A 21612-nucleotide genomic window follows, 5' to 3' on the forward strand; every position below is an offset into this window, starting at 1 on the left:
TAACGTATTTAAAGCCTATGAAATCGAATTTGATCACCCGTACCGGACATGATTTACTCGTGGCCGAACTGAAGAAACTGTGGCATGAAGAACGCCCTGAAATTACCAGAAAGGTGAACTGGGCTGCCAGTCTTGGCGATCGCTCGGAGAATGCGGACTATCAGTACAATAAACAGCTATTACGAAAAATCGATCGTCGTGTACGTTATCTGGGTAAACGACTGGAAGAACTCAAAATTGTAGATTATACGCCTGAACAGGAAGGCAAGGTCTACTTTGGCGCCTGGGTTGAGATTGAAAATGAGGCGGGCGAACAAAAAAAATTAAGAATTGTCGGGGTAGACGAAATCTATGATCACCATCCCCAGCATATTTCAATCGAGTCTCCCATGGCACGTGCGCTGTTAGGTAAACAGGTGGATGATGAGGTAGAAGTTCATACACCTCTTGGTAAAAAGGAGTGGTATATCAACTCGATTTGCTATGAAAAACCGGAAAATGCGTAAAACTACAGCCTGTTGTTTTTATTTTGAGCATTTGATGCAGGTTTTTAAATAAAAGATTTGCCAAGTTGAACTTTTATTTATATGATAGCCGCCATTGGAAGCGTGGCAGAGCGGTTTAATGCACCGGTCTTGAAAACCGACGAGGGTGTGAGTCCTCCGTGAGTTCGAATCTCACCGCTTCCGCCAAATACGAAAAAGCCCTTGTTTTTACAAGGGCTTTTTTTTATTTGTTTTTACCAACATAAAAAATGGCGATATCGAAACCAGTCAATTCAACTCGATTAGACAATAAAACTGCACTCAGTTTAGCTAAAGATACGGCTTGTAGTTTACTATTACCGAATTCTTTGAACATGAAAAGCAATTATGGTGCAGTTCTGTATGATTTGGGGGGGACGGCAATCAAGACGTCGCATAGAACAGCATTGATGGTAGCGGCCTGCAAGTTTTAGCCTAAGCAAACTTAAATTTTTTGATAGTCCAACTGAAAAACTGCTTTACTTTAAAATGTAAATATGAAAAGTTTTTATTAAAAAGAATTAAGAAATTGTTCTTCGGATAAAATTTCGATCCCATTACGTTTTAGTAAAGCTGCAGTAACACCGTTTCCTTCCATTTTTTTTCCTATAAACTCACCATTATAGATCATTGAGGTGCCACAAGATGGGCTATATTCTTTTAAAATAACTTTATTAATATTTGTATTTAATACAATTTCTAAGGTTTTAATTGCCCCCTTGATATATATATCTGTAACATCTTTTCCTGATTTTTCGATAACTTTCGCTTTTCCATCTAAAACATCATCGCCATTGCCACCTACTATTTCTGCTGGTTCACGTGGGGTAGAAAGACCTGCTAAAATTTCTGGGCATGCGACAATAGCTCTTTTTTCTTTGATCAGTTTTTCAATTTTTTTAACTAAACAATGGTTTCCATCGTAGCGAACTTTTAATCCTGTTAAGCATGAACTAACCAAAATCATCGTATTAATTTATTTAAATAATTAGGATTGTACGGATTGTATAAAATGTGAAGAGTATATTTTTGTAATGATGGACAATAAGGCATCATTTGTTAGATATTTAAATACATTTAACACCCCAAAAGGGTTTTTTATACAGTTTTATATTTTCTAAACATGCGCATGCAAAATTAAAAAGTAAGAGAAGGGGGAGATCAACGTAAATAATGTCTTTTAAAAACTTTAAGTAATACCCTTGGTCAAAGCCCTGAAACAAAAAAAAGATGTATAGCGTAAAAACTGTCTAAATGGACGGGGGTTAAGAAAAGTATGTGCAGGGCTGGGCCGGTTAGATATTGTTGAGATGTGTTGGAAGAAGCTTTTATTTTATGCTTCTGTTGGTGATTTTGAAATATGGCCCAATGAAGTTGCTCAGGATGTAATAAAGAGACAATGACTGCAAATATTGCAGTTTTTTGTGGTAAGTATAATTTAGGGAATTAAGAATAGTTATGGTGCCGTTATATAAAGTGAAATCTGGCTGTAGAGATTTGAGAATCTTTATAATATTTATCAATGAATTATTATTTTGATCTGACTGCCAACGCTACCGCCAAATACAAAAAAAGCCCCTGTAAATACAAGGGCTTTTTATTTAACTATTCTTTAGATAATTAGCTTGGTTGCAATCGCCCACATCATCAGGCCGACCAGTACATCCAATACTCTCCATGAGCTGGCCTTTTTAAATAGTGGCAATAAAACTCTTGCGCCATAACCGAGAGCGAAAAAGAAAATCCATGAAGCCAGAATGGTACCTGCGGCAAATAAATACAGCTGATCTGCAAACTGGACGGAAATAGAACCAACCAGAATTACGGTATCCAGATAGACATGCGGATTGAGCCAGGTAAATGCCAGACACATCCCGATGATCTTAAGCAGTGAATCTTTTTCAATTTCACTCGGATTAAGCCCGCTGGTGTTCTGGATCGCCGAATAAAAGTTTCGCAGACCATACAGAAATAAAAATGCAGCCCCAAAATACTTGGCAATGGTCACAATCAAAGGAAAATCGACCACAATTTTTGAGAAGCCAGTTACACCAAGATAGATCAGAATGGAGTCAGAGAGTGCACAGATTAAGCAGACCCAAAACACATGCTGCTGCTTTAAGCCCTGTTTAAGCACAAAGGCATTCTGTGCCCCAATGGCCAAAATTAGAGAAAAGCCGATACCAAGCCCATAGAAAAATGCGGTCATATTTTTAGCTCCTCAATAATCGTGGTAAGTGAAGACCGGTCTTTCATGCGGAACGACCAGATGGACTGGTCTGTACCCAGTTCAGTGCAGAAAGAAAGGGAGAGTTTCACGGTCAAAAATTTATGTTTGCTATTATCTTTTTTTAATTATTAAAGTCAGTAAAATTAAGATTGTTTTGGTTTGCCTAAATTTTTTTAAGGTTTGTGATGCTAGACAATAAACAATGTGAAGCTTTTTTTGCCGTCGCAGAAAATGGAAGCTTTGAACAGGCTGGTGCAAAGCTTTGCATTACTTCTTCAGCGGTAACGCTGCGGGTACAGGCGCTGGAAAAAGAGCTGGGCAAGCTGTTGCTGATCCGGGGGCGCCCTTGTGTACTGACCCAGGCCGGCCAGCAGATGTTTGAGTATTTGCAACATATAAAGCGACTGGAACAGAACCTGTTACATGGGTTGACGGGGGCAGGGGAAGCCAACTTTTTCAAGACCGTGATCGGTTCAAATGAAGACTCTCTGGCAACCTGGCTTTTGCCTGCGCTACAAGAAGTATTGCTCAAAGAGAAAATTGTGATCGAGCTTAGAACCGATGACCAGTCCCATACCTATTCCTTACTGGAAAAAGGTACTGTGAGTGCCTGTATCTCGATTGAAGACCAGCCGATGCGGGGCTGTCATGCAGAATATCTGGGCGTGATGCGTTACCGGATGGTCGCGACTGAGTCCTTCAGAAAGAAGTGGTTTCCGCATGGCATAGACCGGGAAAACCTGCGTGTTACACCCGCGATTATCTTTAATCATAAAGACCGGATGCACTTTGACATACTTGAAAAGCATTATGGCCTGATGAAAGGAACCTATCCTTGCCATCTGATTCCGTCATCGGAGTCTTTTGTGACAGCGATTAAACTCGGTTTGGGCTATGGCATGGTGCCAGAATTACAGTTAAAGGCAGAAAGCAAAAAGCAGGCTTTGGTTGAGCTTTTACCTGAAGCCAAAATAGAAATCCCGTTATACTGGCATCACTGGAACCAGCAATCCAAACCCTTGCAACAGTTAACCCGGCATATTGTACATCGTGCCCAAGCGATTCTGGTCTAGTTTCAGGCATGCTGTTAAACCGGATATTCAGTGGTGATCAACTGCCTAAGGGGTAAATCCACTAGGGGGAAAGGTTGCGTTTAGCTCTAGCGCCTTCTGCCTTAACCGGCTTGCCTGCTGATAAAGGCCAGCGCCTCAGCCGTCGATGGGCCGCTATATGAGGAGACTGGCTTTTACCGTGATGCGAGAGCAAGAACTGATGGATAAAGCATCTAAAAAATTCTGGAGCTCTGCATATATTGTTTGGAAATGTCATTCAGGGTATTCAGGATCTGATTTGCATCCTGTGTGAGTAAGGCCTGATTGATCTCATGCATATAACTGCTCAACTGGGCTTTGACCTTGCTGGAAAAATCGGGAGTGACTGCCTGATCTTCATAAAGCAGCACATAGTTTTTTGCGAAACCATAAATGAGCAGCAAGGCACAATGTTCTAGGGGATGAGTAGAATGCAGGATGGCCTGTTCACATTGATTTTTTAATTGCTGGTGGGCATCTGTTCCATTGGGAAGCGTTTGAAAGGTTTCAAATATCGTCTGGAAAGTCATTTGAATTACTCGCTCAAAAAGAAAATCTACAGATGATTACAACCGAAATCAAGCAATAATTTTATCTGGGCCATGCTGACAATATAGCCATGGCTTTAAATCGTACAAGCAGACCTGTTTAAGGAAAAAGCTTTACCTGCTTTATTTTAAGGCGGTTCAAGGCGTTATAGGGAGAAAATGTCCTCTGTAGGACAGGCGAAATGGATGGGGAGAGCAACATTGTCTTAACATTTCCGATACTAGCTATATACATGGAGTACAAATTAAAAAAAGCTTAATTGTGGGAAAATGACAGGAATTCTTTTATTTTTATTGCTTTAGGTGATGGTTGTGAAGAGTGTTTTATTATCTGCTATGTTGGCCTTTACGTTGGTGGGCTGTACTTCAATAACAACCATGACGCCTGCACAGTTTAACCAGCTCAGCTCTACCCAGATTCCATTTTCAGGTAATTGGACGGGTACAGGGGGAGAGGCGTTAACTGTGTTGCAGTTAAACCGTCAGGGCAATGGCAAACTTTGTATTGATAATAATAAAGACGTCATGTCTTACCGGGTAAAGCTCGTAAATAATGTACTTTATACTGATCAGGGGTTGAAGCTGAATGTGAAAACAATCAATGCTGCTCAGGCGACCTTGCAAATCCGTATATTGGGATTGGGTGCAACCTTTGAGTTAAATAAAGATGATGCATTAAAGCATATCACACCGAGTTGTAAGGCATTTATAAACGCTTAAATTGTTAGATTTCAATTAATTTATTGGAATCTTAAAACCGTTTAACTTTTGCTGCCAATAAAGAGTTATTTATGTTTTCTCCTTATATTCATGCATTTGCATTGTTTTTTTCACTCTTGAACCCCTTTCTGATGAGCGTCTATATGGTGGGGATGATCCGCAATACGGAGGCCAAGGTTTTTAGCAAGGCCCTGATTCAGGGAAGCCTGATTGCCTTTGGTGTTTTTATCCTGTTTGCGTGGGGCGGGGAAAATATCTTCAGCCGTTACCTGAATGTACGTTTTGAATCTTTCCAGATTTTTGGCGGGCTGATCTTTTTGGTGATCGGTTATCGTTATGTGTTTCAGGGAGCAGAGACGATTGGTGAAATGCGGGGAGCGCCCGAGCATCTGGCGGGAACCATTGCGATGCCGTTTATGATCGGGCCGGGTACCATCAGTGCGGCAGTGGTGACCGGGGTCAGCGTACCTTTTACCGGTGCAATTGCGGTGATTGCACTCACCCTGATTCTGACCTGCAGTATCCTCATCCTGATGAAATTTGGTCATGATCATCTGCGCTATAAACATGCCAAATATATTGACCGTTATTTTGATATTGTGGGGCGTTTGTCGGCCTTGCTGATCGGGACGATTGCAATTGATATGATTGTCAATGGTGTGGTTGGGTTGATCCGTTCAGCAAATTTGGCTTAAGCAGCAATAAGAAAAATCCGGATATTGTCGCTGTTTCCATACGCATGGCTGTTGATGGTCATGCGCTGATGTTGGTGGAAACAGTTCCAATGTCACTATCTTAAATAAAGACCTTAAAGAGTTATAAAAATAATTGATGATGTTTTGGCATTTTACGCATAGGTTTATGTGCCTGAATCAACGATAATAATCATGTTACATACTTTATGAGCGCTTCTCATGTATCCATTAGATCAAGCGAACCAGGCACCTGATGACCAGTCAGAGCTGACCATGACCGTTTTGATGACGCCTGATATGGCCAACTTTTCAGGTAATGTTCATGGTGGTACGATCCTGAAACTGCTCGATCAGGTGGCTTATGCTTGTGCCAGCCGATACTCCGGGAGCTATGTGGTGACCTTGTCGGTTGACCGGGTCAACTTCAAGGAGCCGATCTATGTCGGTGAACTGGTTACATTTCTGGCCAGTGTCAATCATGTCGGACGTACCTCAATGGAAATCGGTATTCGTGTCGAAGCGCAAAACATCCAGAAGCGCACCATTCGTCATACCAATACCTGTTATTTCACCATGGTGGCCGTGGATGAGCAGCGTAAGCCTAAACAGGTACCGCCATTAAATCTGGATACCGAGTGGAAACGTTGCCGTTTTGAGGCTGCCGAGCAGCGTAAAGCCATGCGTTTGCAAGAAGTACATCAGCCTTCATGCAGCATGTATAAGAAAACCACGCAATGCGAATAGGTTGGAGCGGTTATCGGTGATAAAAAAGAAAGATCGGACCGCAGCATGGTCCGATCTTTATTACATGTGTAATGATATAAGCGTTAAATCATTATACATGTAGCACTAAAGGTCTGGAGTACCTTCAGATTTGCTTAGTTGGTTGGAGCTGGAGTAGAAGCCGGTGCTTCAGTTGCTGTTGCATCAGTAGCTGTAGTTGCTTGACCTTGAGTCTCTGGTTGCTCTTGAGTTGAAACAACCACTTGATCTTGAGCAGTTTGCTCTGCTGTTGCTGCAAATGTTGAAGCTGCTGCAAGGGTAAGGGTTGTTGCAAGAAGTGTTTTGATAAGTTTCATGTTTGGCATCCTTATTTCATTTAAAATAACAGCCTTCAATGCAAGATCTGGTGAATCCAGCGCTCTCATTTCGGCATGAGGTTCATGCTATGGGGCAAACGTTTTTGCAGCAACATCCTTAACAATCTATTACGTCATTCTTAACAATATGAAATATTGCGTCGCTTTATGTAGTCACTCTGTAAAATAGCATGGAGAACTTCAGCATGAAAATGTATGAAAATATGTTTTTCTGATTAAAAAATAGCCTTATTTTTTACGTATTTTAAACATTGATTTAAGTTTAATGAATGTTGGTTAATTGAATAAACCATTTATTTTTTTAGATTAAATAATCTTTTTAGATATCGATTGTGACTGGATTGGCTTTATTTTAGGTTAATGCGATAAAAGCCATACTCTATTAAACGATATTCTTTAATTTATTTAATCAATTTTTCTCTTTAGAATGAAAGAAATTTGAAATGCGAGTCTATCGTGAAACTACTTGCTCCCCGAAAAGTCCCGACCCATATTATTTCCGGTTTTTTAGGAGCAGGTAAAACCACCCTGTTACAGCATTTGCTCACCCAGAAACCTGAACATGAGGTCTGGGCCGTACTGATGAATGAGTTCGGGCAAATTGGCGTGGACCAGCAACTGATTAGCCAGCAGCAGGGGTATGCCGTCAAAGAGCTATTGGGTGGCTGTTTATGTTGCAGCAGCCAGTTACCGATGCAAATTGCACTTGCGCGTTTACTCAGTGACAGCAAACCTGACCGTTTATTTATCGAGCCGACCGGTTTGGGACATCCGGCCCAGCTGTTAGCACAACTGACCGAGCCACATTGGCAAGATAGTCTGGCCATGCGTGCCCTGGTGATCGTGGTGGATGGTAGCCGTTTACATGATACGGACTGGGTCAGACAAAACTTGTATACCGATCAGCTCAAGGCTGCACAAATTGTGGTGTTGTCGCATATTGACTGCATGACGGCAGCAGACCGTCAGGCTTATACCGCATTGAAGCAGGAATATGCCACCTATGTGCCGCATTGGATTGAGGCTGAAAACGGGCAGGTGGAGATTCAGGCATTGGAGGTCATGCATCAGGCCGTTGCACGGACAATCCAGCCACTATTAAGGTTACAGCAAACACAACCTGCCCAGGCCCCGTCGCCAGAAATAAAACAGTTGCCGTATCATTACATTGAAACGGCCCAAGGCTATACGGTCGCGGGCTGGAAGCTGCCCAAACGCTGGCAATTCAATTTTTATGATCTGCTGGATGTACTGTGTGCGCAGCAAGACTGGCTACGCATTAAAGGCATCTTTCATACTGACCAGGGCTGGAAAAGCTTTAATTTTAACTCTCAGCAATTTAACTATAAATCAGCCGAAGCCGGCATGGATAACCGGATCGAGGTGATTACGCAGTCTGAACGGGACTGGCTGGCATTTGAAACACAGTTACTGGCCTGCCGTACCGACCGGGAGGCAGCAAGCAGGGAATAAATCACCGCCTTATTGTGCTTAAAATAGAGTATCCTTAGCGCCAAATTTAACAGCATCGTATTTTGAAGAGTATTGTTTATGGCGTTAAAAGCAACAATATATAAGGCAGACCTGAATATTGCCAATATGGATGAGCATATCTATGCCGATTACCAGCTGACGCTGGCTTTGCATCCATCTGAAACAATCGAGCGTTTAATGGTGCGTATTCTGGCTTATGCCCGTTTTGCAGATGAGCATCTGGAGTTTACCAAAGACCTGTTTGAAACTGACGAGCCGGCATTATGGCAAAAAGACCTGACCGGGCTTTTGGAAAACTGGATTGAAGTCGGCTGCCCATCTGAAGATAAAGTCAAAAAGGCCAGCGCACGCTGTAAAAATGTGGCAGTCGTGACTTATGGCTCACAGGCAGACGACTGGTGGCAGAAAAATAGCAAGATTAAAACTTTAAGCAATGTACAGGTGTGGCAATTGGCTCCCCAGACCACGCAAGCGCTTGAGGGCTTATGCGAACGTACCATGCAGTTACAGCTTAATATCATGGATGGTGAATGGACCTTGTTAAGTGACAAGGGACAGGTCGACATTCAGTGGCAACAGTTGCAATAATCTTGGTTTGAGTTATTTGGAGAGATAGAAATGAGTGCAGAATTAGAAATCATTGATTTGAAAGTGGGTGAAGGCAAAGAAGCCGTGAAAGGGGCTTTAATCACAACACATTATACCGGTTGGCTGGAAGATGGTACCAAGTTTGATTCTTCACTGGATCGCGGCAACTATTTTGAAACCGTGATCGGGACAGGCCGGGTTATCAAGGGTTGGGATCAGGGCATCATGGGAATGCGTGTGGGCGGTAAGCGTAAACTTGTTGTGCCTGCCCATCTGGCTTATGGCGCGCGTAAGATTGGAAAAATTATTCCGGCAAATGCAAATCTGACCTTTGAAATCGAACTGTTTGATGTCAAGACACGCGACGAATAACCGTTTTTGCGGCTAGAGCATGAAAGTGATTTGGTCTGTCTTTTTGACTAAATCACTTTAAAATCAGTAATATAATAACAAACAAGACAGCATTAAATAACATTTTGATTTTCAATAATTTTCTTTTATCCGAATTTTATTACAGTCCGGGAAAAAATGATTGATTCTCCAGACACTCCTGTATATCTTTGAGTTAAAGAGCAATTTTCAGCGATTCTAGCTGTTGAAATAACAGGTCATTTTGCAAGATCGGGGTCGGCTCTTGAGATGGCCATAAGCCGGTGGGGGAACAGGGCGCTTATGGTTTATCAATATAAAAACATGGCAAAAATTAACGATAAAAGTTTGAATAAATAGAGGTGGGTATGAATGATTATCTGGATATCACGGTATCCGAGCTATTAACAGAATTAGACCATTTTTTCCTGATCGATACGCATGATGGTGCGCAGACCGGATTCTGGGTCAATGAAAAAGCCTTGATGGACAAGCACTACTGGATTGATGGTGAATATAAGGTAGAAATCCTCAGGTCATTACAGCCCTCACACCAGTATGCACCGCATGATTATAAAATTACCCGGCTGGCGACTTCTGACGATGACAGTCATGTGGTCTTGCTGGAGTATGACGGGGTACATAAAAAAATATCGACCTTCCGCCGTGGCGAGTGGGTGAACCGTTTAAATAAATATTTTTATCAGAAAGAGCGCCATTATTTGCAGCAACTGGCCGAGCATCCAAACTTTCAGCTGATTCAGTATTAATCTGCAGCATGCTGGCAGGAAAACTCCCAATGTTGTTTGTCATCTTGGGAGTTTTTTGATTTTTGTTAAGAAATACGCGGTTATTCTGTGATTTTTATCATAAAAAATACTTTTAAGTTTATTTTCAGTTTTTAAAATTATAAATACAATCCGTACTTCCCGGCTGAGCCTTCAAATTATCTGATCTGTGCATGAAACGGTAAGATCATGAAGGCATGATCTGTAATCAGCAACTTCCTAATCTTGAGACGATATCTCTATGACAACACGTTTAGTGTCTCCGACCTGTAACACACTTTTAGGTCTTGTGTTTGGTGTGGTGGCCAGTACCACAACTTTTGCGGCAACTCCAAAAATTGATGCAACCACATTAACGGTCATTGGCTATCATGAAATTACAGACCGGAAAGATGCACTGATTCCAAGTTATTCGGTGACGACGCAACAGTTCAGTGAGCATATCGACTGGCTTAAAAAAAACGGTTATCACTTTATTAATGTTGACCAGCTGATCAAGGCTCATCAGGGCAAATATAGATTACCGCGTAAACCGGTGTTGCTGACTGTAGATGACGGTTATCAGTCTTTCTATCAAAATGCCTATCCGATTATCCGGGCGAAAAAGATTCCGGTGGTGCTGGCCGTGGTGGGGTCCTGGCTGGAACCCAAGGCCGGCCAGAAGGTCAATTTTGGCGGTGAGGAAATTGCCCGCAACAAGATTCTGAGTTGGGAAGAGCTCAGGGAGATGCAAAACAGCGGGCTGGTCGAGATTGCCAGCCATAGCTATCACTTGCATGAAGGGATCAATGCCAACCCGCAAGGCAATCTGGAACCTGCCGCAATTGCACGCATCTATGACCCGAAAAGTAAAAGTTATGAAAGCGATGCGGCTTATCAGGCACGTGTCTATGCCGACCTGAAAAAGAACAATGAGCTGTTAAAGGCCCATGGCCTGCGTTCACCACGGGTCATGGTCTGGCCGTATGGCCGTTATAACATGCAGCTGGTTCAGGCTTCCAAGCAGCTCGGAATGCCGATTACCATCACGCTGGATGACGGTGCTGACCATGCCAAGCAATCTTTGCAGAACATGAGCCGTATCCTGATTCAGGGAGGGATGTCGACCAGTGCACTGGCGCAGGAAATCAAGACCCGTGAGCTGAACCTTAATGACAATAATCGCCCGCAAAAAATCATGCATGTCGATCTGGATTATATTTATGATCCTGACGAGAAGCAGCAAGAGCGTAATCTGGATCACCTGATTGACCGGATTAACGCGATGGGCGTCAATACCGTCTATTTACAGGCCTTTTCTGACCCGGATGCCAACGGTTCTGCCGATATGGTGTATTTCCCGAACCGTCATCTACCAATGCGTGCCGACCTGTTTAACCGTGTGGCCTGGCAAATCCAGACCCGTACCCCGGTACAGCGTTTATATGCCTGGATGCCATTACTGGCCTGGGAACTGCCGAAGAAAGATCCGGTTTCAAAAGATCTGGTCGAAACCCAGCAGGCCAAAGCCGGTGAGCATTTGAATATGGGCTATATCCGTCTTAGCCCGTTCTCGCCAGAAGCACGCCAGACCATTAAGGAAATTTATCAGGATCTGGCAAAATCGACGCCGTTCGATGGTCTACTGTTTCATGACGATGTAACCTTGTCGGACTATGAAGATGCCAGCCCGGATGCACTGGCAGCTTATGCAAAGCAGGGCCTGCCGACAGATCTGGCCAAAATTCGTGACAACGAGGCAGATTTGCAAAAGTGGACTGCCTATAAGACACGGTATCTGGACGACTTTGCCATGGAGCTGGCGGCTGAGGTGCGTCAATATCAGCCTTTTCTGGTCACTGCCCGTAACCTGTATGCACAGGTTGCCTTAAACCCGTATGCAGAAAACTGGTATGCCCAGTCTTTAGAACAGTCATTAAACCGTTATGACTTTACCGCGATTATGGCCATGCCTTATATGGAGCAAGCCGATAATCCGGAAAAGTTTTATAGTGATATCTTGAACCGTGTCAAGAAATATCCAAATGGTGTAAAAAAGACCGTGATGGAGTTACAGGCCATTAACTGGCGTAACAACCAGAAAATTCCGTCTGAAGAAATGTCGGCAACCATCAAGTCTTTGTATCAGCAGGGTGCAATGCATATTGCCTATTATCCTGACGATCCGATCAAAGGACATCCAGATGTAGAAACAATGCGTAAGGCTTTTGGTCTAAAATCATCTCAATTAGTGCCATAGTGGAGTAATGTAGATGAGTTGGATTGCTTTATTGTGGTCATACGCCATTAAGTTTGTTTTTTACTATCCATTATTCATGTCGTATTTATGGATGGTCGGAGCAATCATTTTCTATTGGAAAGAGCGTCAGGACCCGCCTTATCAGCAACCCGCTGCTTTGCCTGAATATCCTAAAGTTGCCGTCTTGGTTCCCTGCTTTAATGAAGGCGTCAATGCTGAAGAAACCATTAGCCATGCCTTGCAACTGGACTATCCCAACTTTGAGGTCATTGCCATCAATGATGGCAGTTCTGACAATACCGGTGAAGTACTGGATCGTCTGGCTGGCCAGTATGAAAAATTACGGGTGGTGCATCTGGCACAAAATCAGGGTAAGGCCATGGGGCTGCAAGCAGGTAGCCTGATGACCGATGCCGAATTCCTGATCGGGATTGATGGTGATGCCTTGCTCGATCCGCATGCAGCCAAATGGATGGTGCGGCATTTTCTGGAAGACCCAACCGTGGCTGCGGTAACGGGCAATCCGCGTATCCGGACCCGTTCAACCTTGCTCGGGCGTATTCAGGTCGGGGAGTTTTCTTCGATAGTTGGCATGATCAAGCGTGCACAACGTACCTTTGGCCGCTTGTTTACCGTATCGGGTGTGATTACCGCATTTCGTAAAAGTGCAGTGCATCAGGTCGATTACTGGTCTCCCAATATGCTGACTGAAGATATTGACATTACCTGGAAGTTACAGCGTGCAGGCTGGGATGTACGCTTTGAACCGAATGCGCTGGTCTGGATCTTGATGCCTGAAACCCTGACCGGGTTATGGAAACAGCGTTTGCGCTGGGCTATGGGCGGTGCTCAGGTGCTGCTCAAAAATATCGATGTTTTCCTCAAGCCTAAGCTGAATTTTTTATGGCCCTTGATGTTTGAGTTGTGTCTGACACTGGTCTGGTCATATCTGATGCTGATTATGGCACTGGTCTGGTTGTTGCATTTTGTGTTTGCAATTCCGGCTCTGGCGATGGTGAGTTCGCCATTTTTACCGTATGGCAGTGGAATTTTATTGGGCGCCACCTGTTTAATTCAGTTTGCTTTAAGCAAATGGATGGATAGTCGTTATGAACCCAATCTCGGTAAAAATTATTATTGGATGATTTGGTACCCATTTGTGTTTTGGTTAATCACGATAACTGCTACAATCGTCGCCTTTCCAAAGGTCCTGTTGCGTAATGATGAGAAGCGTGCCCGTTGGATTAGCCCTGATCGTGGAATTCGTTGAATCGCAAAGATTCATTTTGCTGAGTAAAAAGCAATGAAAGCAGACAGTTTGATTATTGATGTACGTCGCCAGCTCCCATGGCATAAACGTTATTTTTCAACCACCACCACTGCCATGATGTGGGCAGTCTGGTTATTGTTGTGGCGCCCGTTTATTTTGATATGGGTTCTGGTTGAACTGCAAAAGACCCATATTGCCCAGCGCCTGATGTCAGCATTTAGCGATGGCATCGAGCATGGGGTAACGGCACTGTTTATGTGTGCAATTGCCTTGTTGCTTTGGGGATTGTTACCGGCCAAGCGTGTACATCAAAAGCATGTGGTAGAAAAGACACTTCCTGATTATGCCCGTTATTTTGAACTGCCTGAACAGCAAATTCAGGCCGGGCGTCAGCAGAAGATCAGTATTATCCATCATGATGAACAGGGTAAAATTATCCGGGTGGAATAATTGATCTTTGTTTCTATTCAATGCCTGAGCGTTTGCCTCAGGCATTTTTATTTTTGGTCTTCTTAAATTTCAGGCATAAAAAAACCAGCTTGCGCTGGATTTTTATTTGCACCAGATTTCATTTGCTGAAAAATGGTGCCCGAGGCCAGACTCGAACTGGCACGCTTTGTGGGCGGGGGATTTTAAATCCCCTGTGTCTACCGATTTCACCACTCGGGCATGTGCGCAATAATAGAGGACACTTTCAGGCTTGGCAAGAGTAAAACTCATTATTTGCTTTCTTTTCAAGCGATTCGCGGCCTTGGCTGATAAAAAGCAAACGCGACCGATTTATTTTCATGATTATTTCACCAAACTGAGATCAAAGCTTCATCTTGGTGAATTACTTTACTGATGTATTTGGCATGATAAAAGTAAAGGAAAATGTCACATGACAGTAAAAATTTCACGGCGAGAACTTATTCAAAAAAGTCTGTTCGGTTTCGGGGCCTTGTCGTTATCTGTGGGGTTTACGGGGTGTAATGACAGCTCCGATAAAGAGACAGCCACCTTGCAGGTGAGTTTTGAACATGGGGTGGCCAGTGGTGATCCGTTACAGGATCGCGTGATCTTGTGGACACGCTTGACGCCGAGTGATCGCAGTGCACGGTTACAGGTGGGGTGGGAAATCGCTTCAGATCAGCAGTTCAGGCAGGTTATTAAAAGAGATCAGGTCACTACCTCGGCAGCACAGGACTTTACCGTCAAGGTCGATGTCACCGGTTTAAAACCGGATCAGTCCTATTTCTACCGTTTTCGCTTCGGGGATAAATTTTCACCTGTCGGACAGACCAAAACCTTGCCGGTACAGGCTTCAAAGCTAAGCTTTGCAGTGTGCTCATGTTCCAACTATCCGGCGGGCTATTTTTATGTGTACCGCGAAATGGCTAGACAAAATGTCGATGTGGTGATTCATCTGGGGGACTATATATATGAATATGGTGCAGATGGTTATGCCACCGAAGAGGCTCGTCAGTTGGGGCGTACCTTAGCTGCAGATAATGATAAGGAAATTATCAGGCTGGAAGATTATCGCAAGCGTTATGCGCTGTATCGTAAAGACCCGGATTTGCAGGCAGTGCATCAACGTCATCCATTTATTGTGATCTGGGATGACCATGAACTGGCGAATGATGCCTGGCGGGAAGGGGCGGAAAACCATCAGCCCGATGAAGGGTCCTTTCTGGAGCGTAAGCTGGCGGCCTTGCAGGCTTATTTTGAATGGATGCCGATCCGTCCGGTGGATCAGCAACATACCAGAATTTACCGTCAGTTTGACTTCGGCGGGCTGGTGAATTTGATGATGCTGGATACCCGTATCATAGCGCGGGATGAACAACTGGATTATGCCAGTTATATGACTGCTACAGGGCTGGATATGGCCAGGTTTCAGGCAGATTTAACCAATCCGGCACGTACTTTGATGGGCTATAGCCAACGTGACTGGTTGCTCGGAAAATTGCAGCAATCAACAGCGACCTGGAATGTGTTAGGTCAGCAAATTCTGATGACCAAGATGCTGGTCCCTGCTGAACTGCTACTTGCTCTAGCTGAAATTACAGCAGGGAATCCGAGTACAGATACTTTAAATAAGATGAATGCACAAATTACAGAATTGGTAACTTTAAAGATTCGTCTGCAAAAAGGTGATCCAACTTTAACGGCACAAGAAAAAGCACGGGTGCTGACAGTTGCACCCTATAATCTGGATGCATGGGACGGTTATTTTGCCGAGCGTGAAATGGTGTATGCTGCTCTGGCACAACTGAATAAAAAAGTCGTGGTGCTGGCAGGCGATACCCATAATGCCTGGTCTTCTCACTTATATAGTCAGGATGGAACATTTGTCGGGGTAGAGCTGGCGACCAGTTCAGTGTCCTCACCGGGGCTGGAAAAATATCTCAATATTCCTTTGGCGCAGCTGCAGCAGTTTGAATTTGCCTTTAACACCCTGATTGATGAATTGAATTATTGCAATTTGAATCAGCGGGGATATTTGCTGGTTCAATTTGATGCAGCGCAGGTTCAGTCACAGTGGATTTACGTCGATTCGATCAAGAAACCGCAATATGCTATTGATCAAGGTCGTGGCTATCAGTTGACGCTGGATAAAAACTTAATGCCTGTGCAAACAGGACAACAAGTGGCTTGAAATTAGAAAGGCAGGGAAGGCCGGGTCATCTAGCCTGGCTTTTTTTATTGTGTTCCGGATTTCAGGCATAAAAAAACCAGCTTGCGCTGGATTTTTATTTGCACCAGATTTCATTTGCTGAAAAATGGTGCCCGAGGCCAGACTCGAACTGGCACGCTTTGTGGGCGGGGGATTTTAAATCCCCTGTGTCTACCGATTTCACCACTCGGGCTTTACCAATGGAGGCGGAGGTCGGAATCGAACCGGCGTACACGGAGTTGCAGTCCGCTGCATGACCACTCTGCCACCCCGCCATCTCTTGGTGATGCACATATTAGCAATCTTTTAAAAAAAAACAATAGTGTTTATTGCGAATATGCACATAAAAACAACATCTAAAAGAATATTGCTCAAATTATCATGTATTATTTACCCAATTCATTCATACCCACTTTGGAGATGTGCTGTGGCATTGGTTTTAGACGGTCGTGCATTGGCAAAACAAATTGAAACGGATTTGTTGGTACGTGTAGAAGCATTAAAGGCAAAATCGGGACGTACCCCAATCTTGGCAACCATCCTGGTTGGTGATGATGGTGCATCTGCAACTTACGTGCGTATGAAGGGGAATGCCTGCCGCCGTGTCGGGATGGATTCGCTTAAGGTTGAGCTTCCTAAAGAAACCACAACTGAACAGCTTTTGGCTGAAATTGAAAAATTAAATGCCAATCCGGATGTGCATGGTATCTTGTTGCAACATCCTGTGCCTGAACAAATTGATGAAAGAGCATGTTTTGATGCGATTTCGTTGGCAAAAGATGTGGACGGTGTAACCTGTTTAGGTTTTGGTCGTATGGCGATGGGCGAAGAGGCTTATGGGTCAGCGACTCCAGCGGGGATCATGACCATTTTGCAAGAAAACAAGATTGAAATCGCCGGTAAACATGCGGTTGTGGTGGGGCGTTCAGCAATTTTGGGCAAACCGATGGCGATGATGCTTTTGCAAGCCAATGCCACCGTGACCATTTGTCATTCTCGTACCCAGAACCTTCCTGAGCTAGTCAAACAGGCCGATATTATTGTGGGCGCCGTGGGTAAAGCTGAACTGATCCAGAAAGACTGGATCAAACCAGGTGCCGTTGTGGTTGATGCCGGTTTCCATCCACGTGATGGCGGTGGTGTCGGTGATATCCAGCTGGCGGGTATTGAAGAGATTGCTTCAGCTTATACCCCAGTGCCAGGCGGTGTCGGCCCGATGACGATTACCACCTTGATTCGTCAAACTGTAGAAGCCGCTGAAAAAGCATTAGGATAAGCCTTGATAACCCCTCAGCAAGAGGGGTTTTTTAGAACTAAACGAATATGAGCTGTACATTTCAATTTGCCAAGGCACCAGAGCAATTGCTAAAAGCATTGCATGAGGTCATTCCAGACACGGACTTGCTGGCACAGCAACTTCCTGATACCCCGATTTCACTGTGGCTGATTCCTCCGGTTTTCCCGACAGACCGACTGGATGATGAAGTGATCCGCAGGATCTGGAACGAAACACCGTACTGGATTTTTTGCTGGGCATCGGGACTGGCCATGGCACAATGGTTATTGGCAGAACCGCATCACGTCAAAGATAAGGTGGTGCTGGATTTTGGTGCCGGTTCGGGTGTGGTGGCGATTGCGGCCAAAATGGCTGGTGCAAAACGGGTAATTTGCTGTGATATTGATCAGGTCAGTCTGGCGGCATGCCGTGAAAATGCCTTGTTGAATGAGGTAGAGCTGGAGTATCTGGATGATTTATATCAATCCGGGCCTGTCGATGTCTTGCTGGCGGCAGATGTCCTTTATGATCAGTGCAATCGTTTCTTTCTTGATGAATTTTTGAAATTTGCACCCGAAGTGTGGGTAGCCGATAGCCGGGTCAAGAATTTTAGTCATCCGCAATACCTGAAAATTGATGAACGCAGTGCCACCACCTGGCCTGATCTGGATGAAGCCAAAGAGTTCCGGAATGTAAGCTTTTACCGCACTAAATAAAACAAAAACAGGGTAAGCTCAGGCAATAAAAAAGGAGGGATGCCGTGTCGCATACCTCCTTTTTTTATCATTAAGCCGGTTAAGAGCAGGTATAGCGCACAACCTTTAAGGTGGTTGGGCGTGTTTCCAGTGCCTGGCGGGTTGCATAACCTTCGCTATTATTTAAGTCTGGCGAGTTTGATAGGCCAAAAGTTGTACGACTGTTGCCGAGTTTGATGCCGTACTGTTCTTGCTGGGTCGGGTTCATGATTTCATTAATACTGAGTATGGAAATCTTGTAGGTTTTTTCAGCACCCAACACCTGTTTGCAGGCGTGTTGTAGCTTTTTCTCATCAATATCACGGTTGCTGTGTGCTGCAAGTGTGTAGGCGATCGTAGCCGAAGTTGTTGTTTTGTTTTCAATTTGATAGCCAGTGACACCATTGTACTGATGTGGGCTGCTTTGACAGGCTGCAATAAGAAGTGTACTGCTTACAAGCAAGAAGAAATTCGTTTTTTTCATATCAATGGTCCTGTTATTTCTGGTTTTAGTATCGCATAAAAACAGTTTTTTATTGTGAGGAATCTTTAAAACAAAGGCTATTCATCGTTTTTATGTTCAAATTTAAAGAAAGAATTTTCGTTTTTGAACAATTTTGCATATAATCTGCCAAATTTTTTATTTAATACAGAAGTCATTGCTTTTTTGCAGTATTGGAGCCCGTTTTTTAACGGGCATTTAATTTATTGCACTATACATAAGCAAGTCTGGATAGGTATGTCATGATCTCTACAGATAGTCAAAAAAAATACGTGGTTGCATTTGACCAAGGTACAACGAGTTCACGTGCAATCGTATTGGATCACGATGCAAATGTCATCAGTATTGCTCAGCGTGAATTTACGCAAATTTACCCGCAACCGGGCTGGGTTGAGCATGATCCTATGGAAATCTGGGCGACACAAAGCGCAGTGTGGGTGGAAGCTTTAGCACAGGCGAGTATCTCGAGTGATCAGATTGCAGCGATCGGGATCACCAACCAGCGTGAAACGACGGTGATCTGGGACAAGCAAACCGGTAAGCCTATCTATAATGCAATTGTATGGCAAAGTCGCCAAAGCAATGAGATTTGTAATCAGCTTCGTCAGGATGGCTGGCAAGACTATGTGCGTAAAGTGACCGGTCTGGTGGTTGACCCTTATTTTTCGGCGACCAAAATCAAGTGGATTCTTGACCGTGTTGAAGGCAGCCGTGAACGTGCAAAGCGTGGCGAGTTGCTGTTTGGTACCATTGATACCTGGTTATTGTGGAAGCTGACCAATGGTCAGGCCCATGTCACTGACTATACCAATGCATCACGCACCATGTTATTCAATATTGAAACCCTGGAATGGGATGACAAGCTGCTTGAGGCTTTAGATATTCCAAGAGCCATGTTGCCAGAAGTGCGTAGCTCTTCAGAAGTCTATGGACATACCCATACCATCAGTGGTCAGGAAATCGGCATCCCGATTGCTGGGATTGCGGGTGACCAGCAGGCTGCGCTGTTTGGTCAAATGTGTGTAGAAGCGGGGCAGGCAAAAAATACCTACGGTACGGGCTGTTTCTTGCTCATGAATACCGGTAAACGCATTGTACAGTCAGATCATGGCTTGTTGACCACAATTGCATGTGGTCCGCGTGGTGAAGTGAACTATGCACTCGAAGGTGCCGTATTTAACGGTGGTTCATGTGTACAGTGGTTACGTGATGAGTTAAAAGCCATTAATGACTCACATGATTCTGAGTATTATGCAACCAAAGTCAAAGACAGCAATGGCGTCTACGTGGTGCCTGCATTTACTGGCCTGGGCGCACCGTATTGGGATCCGACTGCACGTGGTGCAATCATGGGCATTACCCGTGGTGTGAGCATTGAACATATTATTCGCGCTACGCTTGAGTCAATTGCTTACCAGACACGTGATGTACTGGATGCCATGCAGCAAGATTCGGGTGAAAAGTTAAAAACCTTGCGTGTTGATGGCGGTGTAACAGCCAATAACTTCCTGATGCAGTTCCAGGCCGACATTATGGGCACTTCGGTAGAGCGTCCGGCCATGAAAGAAACCACCGGTATGGGGGCAGCCTTCCTTGCAGGTCTGGCAGTCGGTTTCTGGTCAGACCTGAACGAATTGAAGAGCAGAATGACCATCGAAAACACCTTTACACCAGAGTGTGGTCAGGATGTGACTGAAAAACTGTACAAAGGTTGGCTAAAAGCGGTCGGACGTACTCGTGATTGGGCGGAAGATTAAGTTAAAATAGCCCGATTAGGTTACACAACAACACAGGATGGATGAGCATGAGCTTGATACTGCGCCAACAAAAAACCCTCGAATTGGTAAGAGAGCGTGGCTATATCAGTATTGAAGAGCTTGCTCAGCATTTTGATGTGACCCCGCAAACCATCCGCCGCGATATCAATCAGTTGGCGGATGAGGGCCTGCTACGCCGTTACCACGGTGGCGCAGCGCACGATTCAAGTGTGGAAAATACCGAATACACCATGCGTGTCGGGCATATGCTGGAAGAAAAACGTAAGATTGCCGCGGCAGTTGCTGCGGCTGTTCCGGACCATGCTTCTTTATTTATCAATATTGGAACGACCACAGAGGCGATTGCGCATGCATTGTTGCATCATACCGGCTTGCGGATCATTACCAATAACCTGAATGTTGCAAAAATCCTGAGCACCAAAGAAGACTTTGAGGTCCTGATTGCCAGTGGCCGTGTACGTCCGGATGGTGGGGTAATCGGACAGGCCACTGCAGATTTCTTTAAGCAATTCAAAGCAGACTATGCACTGGTTGGGATCAGCGGAATTGAGGAAGACGGCACCTTGCTGGATTTTGACTTTCAGGAAGTCTGCGTATCACAGGAAATTGTGTCCAGTGCCCGTCAGGTTTTTCTGGCCGCAGATAGCAGTAAGTTTGGCCGTAATGCCATGATTCGTCTGGGTTCCCTCAAACAGGTCGACTGCATTTTTACCGATCAGCAACCGAATGAAGAGTTTATGAAAACCATTCGGGAGCTGGATGTCGGCTTGATTGTTGCAAAATAAATCTTCATTTTCGAAAAATTGTTACTTTTTTTGAGCCAGATCTTTTTGGCTCAGCATTCTCAACTTAAAAAACTACTGCTGTTATTCGCTTAAGCATTTTAATCATTTTCATGTTGGCGCCTGCCATTTTTTCATTTTTGACCATTTATCTAAAAATGTCTATAAATTGGCATTTTTTAGGCTGTTCTTTATTGTTTATTTTCATTTAACGTGTTTAAATGT

22 protein-coding genes and 4 tRNA genes are annotated in these 21612 nt (G+C 44.2%); 18 read left to right on the plus strand and 8 right to left on the minus strand.

The features are described from left to right. Positions 1 to 17: 17 nt before the first annotated feature. Together greB and OC23_RS00180 are read left to right on the plus strand one after the other, a co-directional pair. Positions 18 to 506, plus strand: a complete 489-nt coding sequence (greB, locus tag OC23_RS00175) for a transcription elongation factor GreB (RefSeq protein WP_038341929.1) — start codon at positions 18 to 20, stop codon at positions 504 to 506. 96 nt (positions 507 to 602) lie between these two features. Then, positions 603 to 692: transfer RNA gene (locus tag OC23_RS00180), tRNA-Ser, on the plus strand. A 343-nt stretch (positions 693 to 1035) separates the two neighbouring features. Here OC23_RS00180 and OC23_RS00185 read toward each other — a convergent pair. Both OC23_RS00185 and OC23_RS00190 read right to left on the minus strand, forming a co-directional pair. Continuing rightward, entirely contained in the window at positions 1036 to 1491 is a 456-nt protein-coding gene (locus tag OC23_RS00185) for a DUF523 domain-containing protein (RefSeq protein WP_038341931.1), read from the minus strand. A 645-nt stretch (positions 1492 to 2136) separates the two neighbouring features. Further along, positions 2137 to 2733, minus strand: a complete 597-nt coding sequence (locus OC23_RS00190; RefSeq protein WP_038341932.1) for a LysE/ArgO family amino acid transporter — start codon at positions 2731 to 2733, stop codon at positions 2137 to 2139. Between the two features lie 206 nt (positions 2734 to 2939). Between OC23_RS00190 and OC23_RS00195 the strand changes: the two genes are divergently transcribed. Then, positions 2940 to 3827 carry an ArgP/LysG family DNA-binding transcriptional regulator gene (locus OC23_RS00195; protein ID WP_038341934.1) on the plus strand — a complete coding sequence of 296 codons (888 nt, stop codon included), beginning with the start codon at positions 2940 to 2942 and terminating at the stop codon, positions 3825 to 3827. A 212-nt stretch (positions 3828 to 4039) separates the two neighbouring features. On the opposite strand, the gene OC23_RS00200 is transcribed toward OC23_RS00195, so the two are convergent. Continuing rightward, positions 4040 to 4375, minus strand: a complete 336-nt coding sequence (locus tag OC23_RS00200; protein WP_038341935.1) for a hypothetical protein — start codon at positions 4373 to 4375, stop codon at positions 4040 to 4042. Positions 4376 to 4699: 324 nt separating this feature from the next. Between OC23_RS00200 and OC23_RS00205 the strand changes: the two genes are divergently transcribed. The 3 genes from OC23_RS00205 to OC23_RS00215 all read left to right on the plus strand — a co-directional run bounded on the left by OC23_RS00205 (position 4700) and on the right by OC23_RS00215 (position 6552). Next, the gene (locus OC23_RS00205) at positions 4700 to 5113 is read left to right on the plus strand and encodes a J517_1871 family lipoprotein (RefSeq protein WP_038341937.1); all 414 of its coding nucleotides are present in this window, start codon (positions 4700 to 4702) and stop codon (positions 5111 to 5113) included. A 71-nt stretch (positions 5114 to 5184) separates the two neighbouring features. Next, positions 5185 to 5808: a MarC family protein gene (locus tag OC23_RS00210; protein ID WP_038341939.1), complete on the plus strand. Its 624-nt coding sequence runs from the start codon at positions 5185 to 5187 to the stop codon at positions 5806 to 5808. A gap of 219 nt (positions 5809 to 6027) precedes the next feature. Then, positions 6028 to 6552 carry an acyl-CoA thioesterase gene (locus OC23_RS00215; RefSeq protein ID WP_038341940.1) on the plus strand — a complete coding sequence of 175 codons (525 nt, stop codon included), beginning with the start codon at positions 6028 to 6030 and terminating at the stop codon, positions 6550 to 6552. Positions 6553 to 6686: 134 nt separating this feature from the next. Here the strand turns inward: OC23_RS00215 and OC23_RS00220 are convergent, their stop codons facing one another. After that, complete coding sequence (locus OC23_RS00220; protein WP_038341942.1) at positions 6687 to 6887, minus strand: hypothetical protein; 201 nt, start codon at positions 6885 to 6887, stop codon at positions 6687 to 6689. 477 nt (positions 6888 to 7364) lie between these two features. Between OC23_RS00220 and OC23_RS00225 the strand changes: the two genes are divergently transcribed. From OC23_RS00225 to pgaD, 7 genes are all read left to right on the plus strand, one after another. Further along, positions 7365 to 8381, plus strand: coding sequence for a CobW family GTP-binding protein (locus tag OC23_RS00225; protein ID WP_038341944.1), 1017 nt, complete (start codon positions 7365 to 7367; stop codon positions 8379 to 8381). Positions 8382 to 8459: 78 nt separating this feature from the next. Beyond that, positions 8460 to 8990 (plus strand): YaeQ family protein, encoded by a 531-nt coding sequence (locus tag OC23_RS00230; protein WP_038341946.1) that lies wholly within the window; start codon positions 8460 to 8462, stop codon positions 8988 to 8990. Positions 8991 to 9020: 30 nt separating this feature from the next. Continuing rightward, the gene (locus OC23_RS00235) at positions 9021 to 9362 is read left to right on the plus strand and encodes an FKBP-type peptidyl-prolyl cis-trans isomerase (protein WP_038341948.1); all 342 of its coding nucleotides are present in this window, start codon (positions 9021 to 9023) and stop codon (positions 9360 to 9362) included. A 365-nt stretch (positions 9363 to 9727) separates the two neighbouring features. Then, on the plus strand, positions 9728 to 10129 hold the full coding sequence (locus tag OC23_RS00240; protein WP_038341950.1) for a hypothetical protein: 402 nt from the start codon (positions 9728 to 9730) through the stop codon (positions 10127 to 10129). Between the two features lie 259 nt (positions 10130 to 10388). Next, on the plus strand, positions 10389 to 12386 hold the full coding sequence (pgaB, locus tag OC23_RS00245) for a poly-beta-1,6-N-acetyl-D-glucosamine N-deacetylase PgaB (protein ID WP_038341951.1): 1998 nt from the start codon (positions 10389 to 10391) through the stop codon (positions 12384 to 12386). A 13-nt stretch (positions 12387 to 12399) separates the two neighbouring features. Further along, entirely contained in the window at positions 12400 to 13656 is a 1257-nt protein-coding gene (pgaC, locus tag OC23_RS00250) for a poly-beta-1,6-N-acetyl-D-glucosamine synthase (RefSeq protein WP_038341953.1), read from the plus strand. Positions 13657 to 13689: 33 nt separating this feature from the next. Continuing rightward, positions 13690 to 14106, plus strand: coding sequence for a poly-beta-1,6-N-acetyl-D-glucosamine biosynthesis protein PgaD (pgaD, locus tag OC23_RS00255; RefSeq protein WP_038341955.1), 417 nt, complete (start codon positions 13690 to 13692; stop codon positions 14104 to 14106). Between the two features lie 133 nt (positions 14107 to 14239). On the opposite strand, the gene OC23_RS00260 is transcribed toward pgaD, so the two are convergent. After that, positions 14240 to 14325, minus strand: a tRNA-Leu gene (locus OC23_RS00260). 211 nt (positions 14326 to 14536) lie between these two features. Here OC23_RS00260 and OC23_RS00265 point away from each other — a divergent pair. Further along, positions 14537 to 16297, plus strand: a complete 1761-nt coding sequence (locus OC23_RS00265; protein ID WP_038341956.1) for an alkaline phosphatase D family protein — start codon at positions 14537 to 14539, stop codon at positions 16295 to 16297. Between the two features lie 125 nt (positions 16298 to 16422). On the opposite strand, the gene OC23_RS00270 is transcribed toward OC23_RS00265, so the two are convergent. Next, positions 16423 to 16508: transfer RNA gene (locus OC23_RS00270), tRNA-Leu, on the minus strand. 8 nt (positions 16509 to 16516) lie between these two features. Beyond that, positions 16517 to 16590 (minus strand) — tRNA-Cys (locus OC23_RS00275). Between the two features lie 152 nt (positions 16591 to 16742). Here OC23_RS00275 and folD point away from each other — a divergent pair. Both folD and OC23_RS00285 read left to right on the plus strand, forming a co-directional pair. Next, positions 16743 to 17591, plus strand: a complete 849-nt coding sequence (gene folD, locus OC23_RS00280; protein WP_038341957.1) for a bifunctional methylenetetrahydrofolate dehydrogenase/methenyltetrahydrofolate cyclohydrolase FolD — start codon at positions 16743 to 16745, stop codon at positions 17589 to 17591. A gap of 47 nt (positions 17592 to 17638) precedes the next feature. Beyond that, positions 17639 to 18307 (plus strand): class I SAM-dependent methyltransferase, encoded by a 669-nt coding sequence (locus tag OC23_RS00285; RefSeq protein ID WP_038341958.1) that lies wholly within the window; start codon positions 17639 to 17641, stop codon positions 18305 to 18307. A gap of 79 nt (positions 18308 to 18386) precedes the next feature. Here the strand turns inward: OC23_RS00285 and OC23_RS00290 are convergent, their stop codons facing one another. After that, entirely contained in the window at positions 18387 to 18809 is a 423-nt protein-coding gene (locus OC23_RS00290) for a hypothetical protein (protein WP_038341959.1), read from the minus strand. Positions 18810 to 19069: 260 nt separating this feature from the next. On the opposite strand from OC23_RS00290, the gene glpK reads away from it, so the two are divergent. Further along, positions 19070 to 20584, plus strand: a complete 1515-nt coding sequence (gene glpK / locus OC23_RS00295; protein ID WP_038341960.1) for a glycerol kinase GlpK — start codon at positions 19070 to 19072, stop codon at positions 20582 to 20584. A gap of 47 nt (positions 20585 to 20631) precedes the next feature. Further along, positions 20632 to 21390, plus strand: coding sequence for a DeoR family transcriptional regulator (locus OC23_RS00300; protein ID WP_038341961.1), 759 nt, complete (start codon positions 20632 to 20634; stop codon positions 21388 to 21390). Positions 21391 to 21612: the final 222 nt, after the last annotated feature.

The organism is Acinetobacter sp. A47 (assembly GCF_000805455.1).
Taxonomy (GTDB): domain Bacteria; phylum Pseudomonadota; class Gammaproteobacteria; order Pseudomonadales; family Moraxellaceae; genus Acinetobacter.